Consider the following 15,504-nt stretch of genomic DNA (forward strand, 5'->3'; position numbering starts at 1 on the left):
AGACCCTCTCTCTTATCACAAGAAGGAGGGTCTGTTCGTTATTGATTATAAGTGTAATAATCGTGGACCTCTCATAGAGTAAATTGAGGACATACCCACAAATCGTTTCTCTCAAATTTGTTTCTTATCATCTTTCTTAGCTTCTGTTTTCTTTCGTTTACTCAAAATCTTTGGTAATGAGATCGATTCAAATAAGAACAGCACCGTAAACCCATAAAGTGCAGGAAAGCAAACGAGAAATAAAAAAACATGTAGCCTTAATAGGTAAAACATTCCACAAAAAAATGCTACGATTAAAACCGTAAAAAACAGATGCCTAGTAGACAACCAAAAACCAACCATTAAAGCTTTCCCTATCGTCCACTCTCTCTTGGTTAAGATATAACAGCTATATGTAAATAAAACGACAAGCTTTAACAAAAGATATAAGCAAATAACGGTTAATAATAGAGATAAGGCGTGGCTTTCTTTATTTAAAAAATAAAGCAAAACATAGAGCAAAAGGATAAAAATCGAAAACAAAAAAGAAGGAAGCGTATACATTTTACTTCGCTTTAAGTAATGGTTTTTAAAATGTTGATGAATAGGAGTATCATCTTCGTCATATTTTCTAAGAAAATTAATTGAAAAGAACAAAGCTATCGTCGCAGGCACCACACTATAAATAACAGCTCCACGTAACAAATAAATCCAATACAATAAGCTTATTTTGATACTTTCATACACTTTTGTAACAAAAGTTGTATCAAACATTTCGGTTCCGTTCCCTTCCTTTTCAAAACGTTGATTTTACCAAGTACTTAAAAAATGATAAATCGCATCTGGGTGGCCGGGTAAATGCTCATGTGCAAAATCTGGATAAATTTTCAATTCTTTTTTCGCCTTAATTTTATTATAAGCTGCCAATTGAGTAGAAGGTGGACAAACTGTATCCATTAGACCCGTAGCCATAAATACTTCACCATTTATTCGGTCAACTAAATGTTGAATATCAATGTATCCTAATTTTGTAAAAATTTCTTTCTCCTTTAAATGCTGAGGATCAAATAGACGGAAATATTTTCGTAGCTCCTCATATGCATCTCTAGCTAAATCCATTTCCCACACACGCTGGTAATCAGATAAAAAAGGATACACTGGTGCGACCTTATTAATTCTTGGCTCTAAAGAAGCACAAGCTAAAGCCAGACCTCCGCCTTGTGACCAGCCCGTAACCGCTACCCTATCTTCATCAACCTCTGGCATTTCCATCACAATATTCGCTAGCTGAACAGTATCAAGATAAACTTGTCTAAACAATAACTTATCTTCATGATCATCTAACCCTCGAATAATATGACCGTGATGCGTATTGCCTTTAATCATACTACTATCTTCTGATTGGCCCCCCTGCCCTCTAGTATCCATTGCAAAAACGGAATATCCTAGACTTGCATAGGATAAAAGATTAGACCAATCCCCAGAATTACCTGTATAACCATGAAATTTTATCACTGCAGGAGATTTCTCTTTTATCTGCTTTGGACGGATATATTTAACATGAATACGCGCTTCATTCACACCAGTAAAGAATAAGTCGAAGCAATCAGCATATGGAGATTGAAATGAGCTAGGGTGCTTTTCAATATTAGCTTCTACCTCTCTCATCTCTTGTAAGGCTCGCTCCCAATATGCATCAAAATCTTTAGGTTTTGGGTTTCTGCCTTGATAGTTCTTTAATTGTTCCATTGGCATATCAATCATTGGCATTCTTCGTTTCACTCTCTTCCGAATTAAAGTAAACTACGAATCTATTTTATCAAATTCTTTTGAATTTGGGTATTTCTTTAGGAGAACTATCAAAATCTTGAAAAACTTAAGGACACATGAATAAGAAACAGCAAAGGTATAAGAATCTTCCGGCTATTCACTTCCCTATGAAACTCTCGACTGCTGAAGTGTCGCTACATTTAGTTCATTTTCAAAAAAAAGTGAATTTCTGAGTAAATAAAAGTAGTGGATAGGATCATCCGTGAATGATTCCTACCCACTAAACTTACTATTATTATTGATTGAATGTTACATCTCGTAAGAATAAAAAGCTACTTGGATATTGATAAAAACCTTCTACCTCATCTCTTAAACCCGCTAAAAGAATCGAGTGATATAAATAAACGATAGGTGCTTCTTCAACTAATAACTCTTGTACTTCATGATAAAGCTCTAATCGCTTCGTTTCATCCGTTTCCTGTCTAGCTTGCTCTAATAAAGAATCAATTTCAGGATCATCAATGAAAGAACGATTACCCGCCATTCCTGCATTTGAAGAGTGGAACATTGGATATAAACCATAATCAGCGTCAAGAGTTACCGTACCCCAGCTGCCAATAAACATTTCAGAATTCCCATTCCCTGTTGTTTCTAAATAAGCGCCCGTTTCTGCCGTTTGGATTTCTACTTCAATTCCTAATGAAGCTAATTGCTCTTGAACATACTCGGCAATGTCGATAAAAGCTCTATTTTCATTAGTAAGAATCGTAGCAGAAAACCCATCCTCATAGCCCGCTTCTGCAAGCAATGCTTTAGCTTCCTCTAATTCAAAACTTAACGGTTCAAGATTTTCGTTATGACCAAACACAGTTGGTGCAAGAGGACCTTTTGCTTCAAGTGCAACACCGTCTACTACTCCACTAATTAATACTTCCTTATCAATTGCCTTCGTAATAGCTTGGCGTACTCTTCGGTCATTAAATGGTTCTACTTGAGTATTAAATCCTAAATACGTAATATTCGCACTATCGGATTGAACAACCTTTGTGTTTTCTGCTTCATTTAAACGAGTAACATCATTAGGATTAACAGGATAAATAATATCAGCATCACCTGTTTCAAGTTCAGCAATTCTTGTAAAGTCTTCAGGTACTACTTTAAACGTTACAGAATCTACTTTGGCATCAACATCCCAATAATTTTCGTTTTTAACTAATTCAATGGATTCACCAACATTACGGTTTTCATATTTGAAATAACCCGTACCGATTGGGTTTTCATTGACATAAGAAAAAGCTGGCTCTCCATTTGCAATCGCCTCATAATCTGCTTCTATTGATTGAAGACCGATAATATGTCCACCAGGGTGTGCTAAATGAGCAGGTAGTGACGCAAATGGAAATTCTGTTTCGATTTGAACGGTGTATTCGTCCATTTCACGAACCTCTTCAATCATATCGAATAAAAACCCTAAAGGAGAGCCAAGGTCAGGATCCCTCACCCGGTCAAGATTTGCTTTTACGACCTCTGCATTTAATGGTGTACCATCATGAAACGTAACATCTTGACGAATTTTTACTTCCCAAATGGTATCCTCAATTTGTTCTAAACTTTCAGCTAAGCCTGGTTGAATCGTTAAATCCTTATCTAAATAAACAAGATTATCATATATAGCTGTCATGACATATAATGAATTTCCATCATTCGCTGCATGTGGGTCAAGTGAAACAGCATCTGACGTTAAATCTACTGTTAAGTCGCCACCCACCTCAGCATTTTCTTCTGTTTGTTCACCATCTACTTCTGGCTGTTCAGAACCTTCTTGCTCGGTATCTTGATTTCCGCAAGCAGCCAATAAAAGCATGAATAGGATAGCGTATAAATAAATACCTTTTTTCACAGAATAAATCCCCCTTCGTAAATCCCTAATTTTATTTCCTACAAAAATCATATGAATAATCCGCTTTTAAATTATAGCCCCACATTCATACACTGTCAATAAAACCAACTCAAAAAACAAACAGCTCAAAAGTGAGTGTTTGTCTTAGTTTAAGCATGATCATTTTAATTGATACATCATGGCATCTTGTTAAAAAAGCTTTTAATGGTTTTGGATGCTGGTTTACCATACACACAATAATCATCATTTAAATAAGCTTCTTTTTCTGAATATAATTGAGCCGGCCAATCCCACAGCATAAATCCATAAAACCAATCTTCTGTCTCCATACTTTTAAACATCATACGATAATATTCATCTTGCTCAGTGAGATTTATTTTTCCTTTATTTAAATTCCAATCATTAGGAACAAGAGATGAACCATCGCGACTTGGACACCCTGCTTCCATAAAGAAGAAAGGCTTCTTTTCTTTAGCTACTACACTTTTAATGCGAGATTTTTGTCTTTCCCAATCACTAATCGGATAATAGCCGCTTGAGGATATCAGATCGACTTCATTCCACCACGTTACTTGTCCTTCTTGATATTTGTCACAATTATAAGTGATCAAGCCAGAATAAACATTTCGAACTGCTTTAATTAAACTTCTCCATTCATGCTCTCTTCTCTCTGTTTGAACCATCTCACAGCCAATACAAAACATTTCACATTCCATTTCTTCAGCTATTTTCGCATAATGAATAATAAATTTCTGATAACTTTCAAACCATTGTGACCATTTTGGTTCACAAGGTACATCTAAATCAAAAAAATTAATATGAGCTCTCCAAGTACCATCTTCAACATTTACTACTGGCTTTAAACATACCTTTAAATTTAATGATTTTGCTTTTTTTATAGCCCACTTAACTTCATCATCACGTAAAGATGTTTCCGTTTGGAAGTTAATAAAAGTAGAAAAAGCCGTTTTTTGTAGTCCTTGAAAGGCAATCGCTGTCCAATTTATCGAGAGAGCTTTCTTCATTTCATCCATTGAGTATTCAGCCTCTTCATTCTTCCATGTTCCTCTTGTACCTACCCATCCCCATGTCATACCTTTTATATATTCCATCATTACCTCCTCTACTCGTTACGAATTAAAGTATTCAGTCGCTCACTCATCTCAAACCCGAAACGAGCGTTATGATACGGACATTTCCATGGTTCTACCTTCTGTAAGGCTGGATCAATGCTTAAATCACTTCTTCGTTTCCAAAACCATTCCCCATGCTGATGATCAATGATAAATTTTTTGGTAAAAGACCAATTTTGCTGTAGCGCAAGTAAAAACTTCTCATTTTTTGTTAATTGATAAGCATTTAAAAACCCCACCATTGCCTCTGCTTGAACCCACCATATTTTATCGCGATCTACTTTCTCATTTATTCGTTCGTTATGGACACCGCCATTGCTATCGATTCCATTTTCATAAACCGTTTCAACCATCTTTACTGATGTTTCTCTTATACTTAATAGGATGTTCTTGTCTTCTAGCACTTCTGCTGCTTCATATAATAGCCAGCTACCTTCAATATCATGACCATATGAAATAATGTTTGCTTTAGACTGCCATTTTTCATTAAAAAATAAACGAAATTGATATTGTTGTTTATCGAGAATTTTCTCATTAAAAACCTCAATTAATTCTATTAATCTCTCTTTCAAAAGCTTATCCTTCCATACACGATATAAATTGCAATAAGCTTCTAATAGATGCAGATGCGTGTTCATCGTTTTTTCGGCTTTTAATTCTTTTCCACTTAATCGAAAATCATCATCTTGATCCCAGTTATTTTTAAAAGCCTCGTAATAACCTTTATTTTGAGGGTCGTATGACTTAGCTTCAATGACTTTAAATAAACCTTTTGCTATATCTAAACTTTCTTCTTTTCCAGTTGCTCGATAGAATTCAGATAACCCATAAATGGCAAAAGCTTGATTATATATGTGTTTTCTTGTTTCAGTAGGAATCCCATTATAAGTGACTTCCCAGAACAGCCCGTTATTCTCTAAATCTAAAAAAACCTCTTTTAAATAAGAAAATGCGTGTTCGGCTATCGATAGATAGTTTAATTCTTCAAAGTGTCGATAAGCTTTCGAGAATGTCCATAAAATTCTAGAATTTAAAATAGCTCCTTTTTCAGCTTTCTTTTTAACGTCTAATTCATTACTTACACTTCCGTAGAAGCCTCCATGGACACGATCGACCGTATGCGTTTCCCAAAAAGACAAAATGTTATTTTTTAATTCATTTTCAATTTCGACTTTTAATTGATTTAAGTTCAACATCGTTTGACTCATACTCTCACCTCTTTCAATAAAAAATAAAGTAATCGTTTAAGTAATAAATAAATCATAACTTGATACAAACCATGATGTCAATTGATTTTAACGTAGCTAAACATCCTTATAATCTAAAAAAACTCAAGGAGTTAAAGTCCTTGAGTTTATTCCAAGCTATTTAGCTAAATCTGTTTGCTTAGAAAGCTCTTTTACACTTTCTCGATGAATAATCTGACCCTTTATTAATACACGCCCGTAACTAGTTTCCGTGTTCTTAATTTTCCCTATAATATATTTGACGGCAACCGTTGACATTTCTTCTAAATTAACCTGTACAGTCGTAATAGGTGGTGATGATAAGGTAGAATAAATATCATTGTCGAAACCAACAACTGAGCAATCATTTGGAATAGAAAGACCGATGCTTTTTAGCTGCTGAATTAGATTAAATGCAACACGGTCGTTGTTACAAATAAAGGCTGATGGTAAAGGTTGCGGTAATTGAACAACATCAAATAATCTTCCTTTGTCGTCACGATCATTCACAACAAACGACTGATTTAAGTCAATTTTATGTTCTAATAATGATTTATAATATCCTAAGAATCGATCTTGGATACTACTGGTTGAATGAATATTTCCAACAAACCCAATTTCACGGTGCCCATTGCGTATCAAATAATTGGTTAATTCATAAACTCCATAAAAATTATCGGTTACAATAGAGTCCACTTCTGAATGATCGGTATAAAAATCTAAAAAAACCTTTGGTATGTTATGTTCAGTTAATAAATGGATATATTCACTGCTTACTTGTCCTAAAATAATAAATCCATCTACTTTATTTTCATAATAAGTACGAGGAAGCTGCAATTGGTCTTCATCTTCGCTACTTAAGATTTGTAAAATTCCATAATAATGATAGTTCTCAAGTACCTTTGTTATATGCTGATAAAACTTTAAATAAAAGGATTGAGAATCATCGCCTGTAAATCTTTCAGGAATAATGATACCTACATTATAGGAATATCCCTCTTTCATCGATTTGGCAGCAGTATTTAGACGATATCCCATTTCTTCAGCAAGCACTTTAATTTTTGATTTTAAGTCATCACTTACGCCTTCTTTATCGTTCAATGCTTTGGATACGGTTACACTACTTACTCCCATTTTATCCGCTATATCCCGCATTGTGACATTTCCTTTCATAAGGTCACCTCCACGACTCATTATGACACTTAACTCTAACATTATAACGATCATTTTATACTAAATGGTTGTAAATGTAACTATTTACTGCTTATTTTCTCTTTTTAATAATGCTAGATTACTTTCAATAAGCGCTGCTCTTTGCTCAGCACACTCCAAAGAATGAAATAAATCCTTCGGAGTATTAAATGTATAATCGATTAATTGGTCAATGGTAGTCGTGGCAACATGGATACGCGTATCGCTTGATGCATAATAAATAAACACCTTATTTTCATCATTTACTATAACACCATTACAGAAAAGCACATTTGAAACATCTCCTACCCGTTCTTCACCATACGGTGCCATAAAATAACCACCTGGCTTTGCCACTATTTGATTAGGTTCTTTTAAACATGTAGCGAATGTATACAAAACATAGCGTAATCCGGCGGCTGTATTTCTAACACCATGAGCAAAATGGATCCAGCCTTTTTCTGTTTTTATAGGAGCAGGTCCTTGACCATTTTTTTCTTCTGAGATCGTATGATACATTTTTTCGTCTATAATGATTTCTTCTTCTATAATAGGTATATTAATATCGTTAACCAATCCGAATGCTATTCCACCTCCATTGCCCGTAGAAATAAATCCATCTTGTGGTCTTGTGTAAAAGGCGTACTTTCCATTTACTCTCTCGGGATGCAAAACGACATTCCGTTGCTGAGGTGATGGGGTTACAATATTAGGTAAACGCTCCCATTTCCTTAAATCTTTTGTCCTTACTAATCCAGCTTGTGCAATGGCACTAGAAGTATCTCTAACAGATGCAGCTGGGTCTTTCATTTCCGAGCAATAGGTACCATAAATCCAACCATCTTCATGAAGCACCAGTCTCATGTCATACATATTCGTCTCTTCAGGATAAGGGTTTTCCCAAATTATCGGCTTATCAATAAATCGAAAGTGGTCGATTCCATTCTCACTCTCCACAATAGAGAAAAAAGATTTTCTATCTACCCCTTCCGTACGAACCATTAGAAAGTATTTACCATTTAAATAAAGAGCCCCTGGATTAAATGTACTATTAATTCCTAGTCGTTCCATAAAATATGGATTACTCTTCTTATTTAAATCATACCTCCAGTGCAGAGGAACATGATGTCGTGTCACTACTGGGTATTTATAGCGGTCATACATACCGTTACCATCTAACTTTTTTTCATTGTTCCTATCAATCAGTTCATTTTGTCTTATTAAAAGCTCTTTATACTTTGGATGAATCATAACATTGCCTCCCCTTCTCCGAAAGTAATCGATAACTTATTTTTATTATATCTTTACTTTTATACATTCTGTCAATTATATTTTTCGGATATATTCAAAAGTAACGGAAAGAAAGGGTTAGAATTTTTTCTTTAAGAATCAATTTCATCATTCATATCTTATAATGAAAACCGGACGATTTGGTTTTTGATTTTCACTATAGGTAGATGCTTTCCCGCTTTCTCAGCTAACTCTAGACTATTCATAGCGTCGTCAGAATGGATTTTCAGACTGCGCTGATCCTTTGGGAGTCCCTACCTACCGTTACAATCAAGAAGTTAATTCGCAAACGTTTAAAACATATTTATAAGAAACGTTCGTTTTTATTCGTTTATAGAGCGATTATGAAATTCACTCGTATGGTAATAAAAAAAGAAAAAGGATTATGATTTAATTGAAATAAGTTTGTTAAATTGGTTTATCCTAACAATGAGGTGAGTATTTATGTTACTAAACGGCTTAATTTGTCTGTTTTTATTTTTACATCCTATCGACCAAATTGCGGATGATTTAACTTTAACGATACATAACCAAAAGGTTGAACAAATTAATCGAGAAGATTTCCGTTTACTAGCAACCAATAAAGAATGGATCGATCAAAAGGCCTTCAACCTTATCATTACAAACCTAACAGCTAAATATCAAAAACCGGCTAAAAATGCCTACATTTCTGATTATGGAGACATTATGCCCGAAGAAAATGGCTATAAAGTGGATGCTAAAAAATTAGCGGATATTTTATACGAATATTTTTATTCGATTGGGAAGGACTCTGTGGAAATCCCTATTATACCTGTGTACCCTAAAGTCGACAGTGAATTATTAGAATCCATTCAAAAAAAACAGATTGGCTCTTATGTCACTTTTTTCAATCAGCATAATTTAGAAAGGTCTCATAACATAGAACTGGCTACGAAAGCGATTCATAATAACGTTGTTTTTCCTAAAGAGCGATTCTCATTTAATGTAACAGTTGGAGAGAGAACACCTTTAAAAGGTTACAAAAAAGCAACCGTTATCGTCAAAGGAGAACTAAGTGAGGGAATTGGAGGAGGAATCTGTCAAGTATCATCCACTTTATTTAATGCAGTAGATGCTGCTCAATTATCGATTATCGAGAGGTATATACATAGTCGCAAAGTATCCTATGTACCTCCTGGTCGAGATGCAACCGTTAGCTGGGCAGGACCTGATTTTATTTTCTTAAATGACTTTAATCAACCTATTTTAATTCAAGCTAGAATTTACGGTGGAATGCTTTCTGTAACGATTTTATCCTCAGAGAACATTCAATTAAAAAAATAAAAAAGGAATAGAGTGTAATATGCAAACTTTTGTAAGGAATATTTGTAAAAAAGGTGAGTGAACAACTCATGAGGCTGGGACACTACGGTTGAATAAAGAGAACTCCACATATGTTAGGTGCCACTCCGAATCCACTGGAGTCTCCGTGCCTTGTTCGCTAGATTCACACTTTTATAAAGGATCTATACCAAGTTCAAAAGAACCCTCTTTCTTTTCACACACAAGAAGAAGGGTTCCTTGTTCATTATCTGTGTTTCCATACTCATCATTTAAAGTTTCGTTACATGAAATAATTTAAAAACAGGTTAATTCCCAGCGTTTACAATTAAACGTATAAGAATGTCTTAAATTCTCATTTACTACTTCTTAATAGTGAGTTCAATTCATTTATTTCCTCTTCTAAACTGATTAATTGTTTTTCTAATGGAGACATATTATGTGAGAGTGATTCCACTTTCTCCAAGTCTTGCTGCAATCGAACATATTCAGCTTTTAGTTCCTCAAGTCTATCTTTAACCTTTTCTTGCGCCATACCCCATTCCCCCCATCTTTTTTGATCTTAACCTAAAATGAATCACTCAACAAGGTAAGTATTATTCAAATCATCATTATTGATTTTCACTAAAAATTTCAGCTACCATTTCATAAGATTTTAAGCGGTCATTAATATCGTAAATCATTGAGCTAATAATGATTTCATCCGCATTCGTTTCTTTTAGAAACGAGATTAACCCCTCTTCAACAACTTGCTTATTACCAATAATATTAGAGGATGACCTTTTTTCTAATGCCATTTGTTCTTGAAATGATAGATGATGGTCGATTTGTTCGGTAGCAGGAATCAATCGCGCAGGCTTACCACGGATTAAAGATAAAAACTGATGCTCTTGACTACTCGCTAACCAATTAGCTTTTTCTGTTGTTTCGGCAGCAATTACATTCATACCGACCATTACATAAGGTTTATCTAAAACATCAGATGGTTCGAAATGATCCCGATAAATCTTAAGAGCAGGTAATGTATAATCAGGTGAAAAATGACTAGCAAATGCGAATGGCAAACCTAACTCGCCTGCTAATTTAGCACTAAAACCACTTGAACCTAACAACCAAATGGGAATATTTTGTCCTTCTCCAGGATATGCTCGAACGAGCGGTGGATATAGCGAACGCTCTGGATTAAAGTACGTTCTTAATTCTTCCACTTGTTCTGGAAACTGATCTCCATTTTGATGTAGGCTTCTTCTAATCGCTTGCATTGTTGCCTGGTCACTTCCAGGCGCTCTGCCAAGACCAAGGTCTATTCTCCCTGGATGAAGAGCCTCTAAGGTGCCGAATTGCTCGGCAATAAGTAAGCTCGAATGATTAGGCAACATAATTCCACCAGCCCCTATTCGTATACTCTTTGTGTGTTGAGCAAGGTGACCAATGACAACCGAAGTCGCAGAGCTTCCAATACCAGGCATATTATGATGTTCAGCGACCCAATAGCGATTATAGCCAAGCTGCTCTGCTTTTTGAGCCAATGTAACACTATTTGAAAAAGTTTCTTCTATATTTTTCCCTTCTAAAATCGGGACTAAATCTAAAACTGAATATTGTATATCTTTTATTGATTTCATTCCAAAACACCTCTTTTTATATTCTCCACACCTTTTATCGTATTAAACATTTTTTGTTACGTCTATTTTTTTGCTTATAATATGTATGACATGAGATAATGAAGTAACGCTTAAAGAATTTTGGTAGAGGAGAAATATGTAATGAATCAGAATGTTGACCAAAAAATTATTGACCAATATCAAATGGATGAAAGAATGATGATTTTAATTTATAGTCAATGGTGTATTAATCAAGGTTTAAATCCTTTTAAGCTCTATGAGCAGGCTTATCCGGACCAATTCAAAAACCCTATTTTAAAAGAAGTTCAAGAATTAACGGTTTCTAAAGAGGAAGCTGGAGAAATTAATAATGAAACTTTATTGAATGTTCTTTCTCTATTCGGAAATGATGAGCTTGCGTTTGTTGTCACGGAAGAAATAAAGAAACAGTCTAAATAATTTTTTTTAATCACAAAAAGGTAACCCCTAACCATATTGGCGTATTTGGGGTTACCTCATCCTATTTCAATTAGCATTATTCTTATTTTCCCTTCCAAATGCACAAAAGCCTTACTCGAAAAACATTTATGCCTTCTTGATATTATGTGTTATAAAGTGAATTCCCATGTACATAAGTTTATTTTGTACATTTCGCTAACGGTACGTCATTGGACTCACGTCCCTTCTTATTCACATTTTTATTTGTAGGTTTCGTATGCAGCTCCTTTCTTTGATTGTTTTTATTTTAACGAAACGTGTTCTTTTTGTAAATTTCGTAAAAAGTTCGTTTCCATCGATTTTCTACTAATTTTCTCACTAATTCGTCATTTATCTGTTGTTTTCTAATTATTTTGAATAATTAATTATATCATCTTTAATTCGCATAACACTTTCTTTATCTGTCTTACTATTAATACTGAAATTTTGTTTATAATTCTCATGGCCCTTACCAGTAATCACTACCCAGCTGTCATCGATTGCTTGTTCCATAGCAAATTTTATAGCTAACGTTCTGTCTGGAATCATTTTAATTTTATTTTGATTAAAAGATTGAGCAAGTCGTTTCCATTCCACTTCCATTTCCTCTAAAGACATTCCATTTAGATCATCTAAACATATAATCGTTAAGTCGCTCAGTTCCACCGAAAATGAAAGCATTTTTTTTCTTTTGGAAGAATCTCCATCGCCTCTAAAACCGAAAACATGAATCACTTTTTCTGGTTTAAATTTTTTGACTGTTTTTAAACAAGCATATATAGCGTCTGGCGAATGTGCATAATCAATGACTGCTTTTCTACTATGTGAGTATGTTATCATTTCAAATCGTCCGGGTACTCCAGTAAAACTCATTAAGGCTTCTTTAATCACTAGACGGCTTATGCCGCACGTCTCAGCTGTTACAAAAGCTAATAGGGCATTCCGATTTTGATAAACACCTGTTTTAGGAATCGTTAGCTTACTTATCGGTAATAATGAATCACTCCAGATTAACTCATTAGAAAATTCGTTACTATAATCAATAACGTCATTATGACTATGAGCTCCAACTGTAGTTACTGGAATTTCCTTCATCATCAAGTGATGAACAAGCTTTTCTGACCAAAATTTAGTATAAGTGCTCACAATCGCTTCTCCTGATTTTATATTTAACAGGTCAAATAATTTCAGCTTGCTAGCAAAATAAGCTTGAAGATTATGATGATAGTTCAAATGGTCATGTGTTAAATTTGTAAACAACGCATAATCAAAACCAATCTCATCCACTCTACCTTGATCAAGTCCATGTGATGACACTTCAATAATGACAAACTCATCTTTACTTTTTGAAAGAAGTTTATGGAGTGTGAGGGCATCAGGAGTAGTGTGTGAGGAATCATACGTTTTTCCGTTTATGATGTGATAGACAGAACCAATTAAACTGCATGTTTTTCCTGCCGTCTTTAGAATGTGATAAAGCATAAAAGAAACAGTCGTTTTACCATTTGTTCCAGTTATACCAATAATCCGATGATGTTGGGACGGAAACTGATAAAATTTGGATGCTAATAATGATAAGCACTTTCTACTATCTTCAACAATATAGCATGGGATTGACAGACTATTATTGACTTGTCTTTCAGCAATTACCGCAACCGCGCCATTGCTTATTGCATCATCAATGAAGTCATGACCATCAAACTGGTGTCCCTTTATCGCAATAAAAATAAAGTCCTCTTCAATATATTTGGAATTATAATGGATTCCTTTAATGTCTCTGTCTACTTTCAATTCTTCGTCTATTCCTATAGATGAAAGTAATGTAAGTAACCTCATAGTTATGATCTCCTCAAACAAAGAATTGACCATAGTTTTTCCTGTTCATATTGAATATATCCTTTTCTAATTTGAAAATTGCTCAGGTAAAATCCACCTTTTAACGATAAAAATATATATCGTATTTCAACGAACTTGAAAAGTAAAAAAGTGATTAAGAATATTATAAAAAAGAGTGTAGGATTATACTCATTATTGAAAACCTCCACATATGTTAAGAGCCAGGTTTTTCGCTCTCCAAACACTCTGCGTATGGTTTTAAAGTACATTCCGTCATAGTCACTTCATTGCACTAGAGTCTCCACTCCTTATATTCAATAAATTTTGTATTCATAAAGAATCTAGAAACACAAAGCGCCCCTCCTACTTTATAAGAAGGAAGGGTCTATTTGTCATTAGTTTAGCTTTCCATTACATACCATTTTCATTTCACTACATAAGATATTTAAAAACAGCTTTTGTCCCAGCAGCTTTGATTACATTTTACTATTACCGTCACTGTATCTCCATACTTTCATTTTGGAGCCAATCACTGTATTTATCCTTAACATGTCGAGAACATTGAGCTTGCAAAAATGTTCCATTTTCTAGATACTCCCATTTCTTAATCAATGCATGTTCTTTCATTTCATCAATAATGGCACTCTTCTCATACGGAATCAAAAAATCACATACGATTTGCTCCCCATATAACTGTTCTTGAATAATGGTTGTTAGAGAATCAAGACCTTTTTTATTTTTAGTAGAAATATAAACGGTATTTTCTCTGCCATAATCAGGAACCTCATTCATTAAATCAATCTTATTATAAGCATAAATCATTGGGATGTCTTTAACTCCAATTTCCTTTAATGTATGATTGGTCACTTCAATTTGCTCTTCAAAGAAAGGATTAGAATAGTCAACGACATGTATCAGTAAGTCAGCTTCTTTAACCTCTTCAAGAGTTGAACGAAAGGCTTTTACAAGATGATGTGGCAATCGTTCGACAAACCCGACTGTATCGGTTAATAGAAAAGGAAAAAATTCCGGTAAAGCAATCTTTCGAACAGACGTTTCCAAGGTTGCAAACAGCATATTTTCCTCATAGACATATTTGGAAGTTTGCGTCTGGTTTGTATCCATTTCTAAAAATCGATTCATGAGTGTCGATTTCCCTGCATTTGTATAGCCTACTAATGCAACCGTTCGAATTCCCTGCTTATTTCTTCTTCCTCTTTGTACTTTTCTATGCTTAACTAATTGCTTTAAATCATTTTGTAAAGAATTAATTTTAGATTCTATATGTCTTCTATCAAGCTCTAATTTTTTTTCACCAGCACCTCTATTGAAGGTTCCAACACCGCCTCCACCCTGTCTACCTAGAGATTTTCTTAAGCCAATTAGACGGGGAAGCATGTATTGCCATTCGGCAATTTCTACTTGGAGCTTTGCTTCTTTTGTTTTTGCTCTAATCGCAAAAATATCTAAAATAAGAATCGTTCGGTCGATGACTCGACAAGATAAAACCGATTCAATATTTCTAATCTGTGAAGAAGATAGCTCATCATTAAAAATGACAGTTTCTACGTTCTTCTCCTCCATCAATACTTTCAATTCATTTAATTTTCCAGAGCCAATATAAGTCGTCGGGTGAATCTGCTCAAGTTTTTGAGAAAGAACAGCTACAACTTGTAATTGGCATGCTTCAGCTAATTGTTTTAATTCATTCATGGATCGTTCATGTTGGTATTGTTCTGTACTTGCTTCCTCGACACCAACAATGATTACTTGCTCTAATTCTTGCATAATAACCT

General features: G+C 34.5%; 13 protein-coding genes. 2 read left to right on the forward strand and 11 right to left on the reverse strand.

All coding sequences use genetic code 11. From position 1 onward, the window contains the following. Positions 1–111: 111 nt before the first annotated feature. The 7 genes from AZF04_RS00115 to AZF04_RS00145 all read right to left on the reverse strand — a co-directional run bounded on the left by AZF04_RS00115 (position 112) and on the right by AZF04_RS00145 (position 8,450). Positions 112–753: a YesL family protein gene (locus AZF04_RS00115; protein WP_061947019.1), complete on the reverse strand. Its 642-nt coding sequence runs from the start codon at positions 751–753 to the stop codon at positions 112–114. Positions 754–789: 36 nt separating this feature from the next. Next, positions 790–1,749 (reverse strand): alpha/beta fold hydrolase, encoded by a 960-nt coding sequence (locus tag AZF04_RS00120; protein ID WP_061947021.1) that lies wholly within the window; start codon positions 1,747–1,749, stop codon positions 790–792. A 295-nt stretch (positions 1,750–2,044) separates the two neighbouring features. Next, positions 2,045–3,649: a glutathione ABC transporter substrate-binding protein gene (locus AZF04_RS00125; protein ID WP_235599889.1), complete on the reverse strand. Its 1,605-nt coding sequence runs from the start codon at positions 3,647–3,649 to the stop codon at positions 2,045–2,047. Between the two features lie 176 nt (positions 3,650–3,825). After that, positions 3,826–4,761, reverse strand: coding sequence for a glycoside hydrolase family 113 (locus AZF04_RS00130; protein WP_061947023.1), 936 nt, complete (start codon positions 4,759–4,761; stop codon positions 3,826–3,828). A gap of 11 nt (positions 4,762–4,772) precedes the next feature. Next, positions 4,773–5,990 (reverse strand): AGE family epimerase/isomerase, encoded by a 1,218-nt coding sequence (locus AZF04_RS00135; protein ID WP_235599890.1) that lies wholly within the window; start codon positions 5,988–5,990, stop codon positions 4,773–4,775. Between the two features lie 156 nt (positions 5,991–6,146). Continuing rightward, the gene (locus tag AZF04_RS00140) at positions 6,147–7,181 is read right to left on the reverse strand and encodes a substrate-binding domain-containing protein (protein WP_061947025.1); all 1,035 of its coding nucleotides are present in this window, start codon (positions 7,179–7,181) and stop codon (positions 6,147–6,149) included. Between the two features lie 84 nt (positions 7,182–7,265). Then, on the reverse strand, positions 7,266–8,450 hold the full coding sequence (locus AZF04_RS00145) for a glycoside hydrolase family 130 protein (RefSeq protein ID WP_061947026.1): 1,185 nt from the start codon (positions 8,448–8,450) through the stop codon (positions 7,266–7,268). A 483-nt stretch (positions 8,451–8,933) separates the two neighbouring features. On the opposite strand from AZF04_RS00145, the gene AZF04_RS00150 reads away from it, so the two are divergent. Then, entirely contained in the window at positions 8,934–9,794 is an 861-nt protein-coding gene (locus AZF04_RS00150; RefSeq protein WP_061947028.1) for a VanW family protein, read from the forward strand. A 352-nt stretch (positions 9,795–10,146) separates the two neighbouring features. Here AZF04_RS00150 and AZF04_RS00155 read toward each other — a convergent pair whose 3' ends face one another. Together AZF04_RS00155 and AZF04_RS00160 are read right to left on the reverse strand one after the other, a co-directional pair. After that, positions 10,147–10,326, reverse strand: coding sequence for an SE1832 family protein (locus AZF04_RS00155; protein ID WP_061947030.1), 180 nt, complete (start codon positions 10,324–10,326; stop codon positions 10,147–10,149). A 76-nt stretch (positions 10,327–10,402) separates the two neighbouring features. Next, entirely contained in the window at positions 10,403–11,416 is a 1,014-nt protein-coding gene (locus tag AZF04_RS00160) for an LLM class flavin-dependent oxidoreductase (RefSeq protein ID WP_061947032.1), read from the reverse strand. Between the two features lie 141 nt (positions 11,417–11,557). Here AZF04_RS00160 and AZF04_RS00165 point away from each other — a divergent pair, with 141 nt between their 5' ends. Beyond that, positions 11,558–11,854: a hypothetical protein gene (locus AZF04_RS00165; protein ID WP_061947034.1), complete on the forward strand. Its 297-nt coding sequence runs from the start codon at positions 11,558–11,560 to the stop codon at positions 11,852–11,854. 387 nt (positions 11,855–12,241) lie between these two features. On the opposite strand, the gene AZF04_RS00170 is transcribed toward AZF04_RS00165, so the two are convergent. Further along, the gene (locus tag AZF04_RS00170) at positions 12,242–13,708 is read right to left on the reverse strand and encodes a UDP-N-acetylmuramoyl-L-alanyl-D-glutamate--2,6-diaminopimelate ligase (RefSeq protein ID WP_061947035.1); all 1,467 of its coding nucleotides are present in this window, start codon (positions 13,706–13,708) and stop codon (positions 12,242–12,244) included. A gap of 495 nt (positions 13,709–14,203) precedes the next feature. After that, positions 14,204–15,496 (reverse strand): GTPase HflX, encoded by a 1,293-nt coding sequence (gene hflX / locus AZF04_RS00180; protein WP_061947038.1) that lies wholly within the window; start codon positions 15,494–15,496, stop codon positions 14,204–14,206. Positions 15,497–15,504: the final 8 nt, after the last annotated feature.

It is taken from the genome of Alkalihalobacillus trypoxylicola, from assembly GCF_001590785.1.
Lineage (GTDB): Bacteria > Bacillota > Bacilli > Bacillales > Bacillaceae_D > Alkalihalobacillus > Alkalihalobacillus trypoxylicola.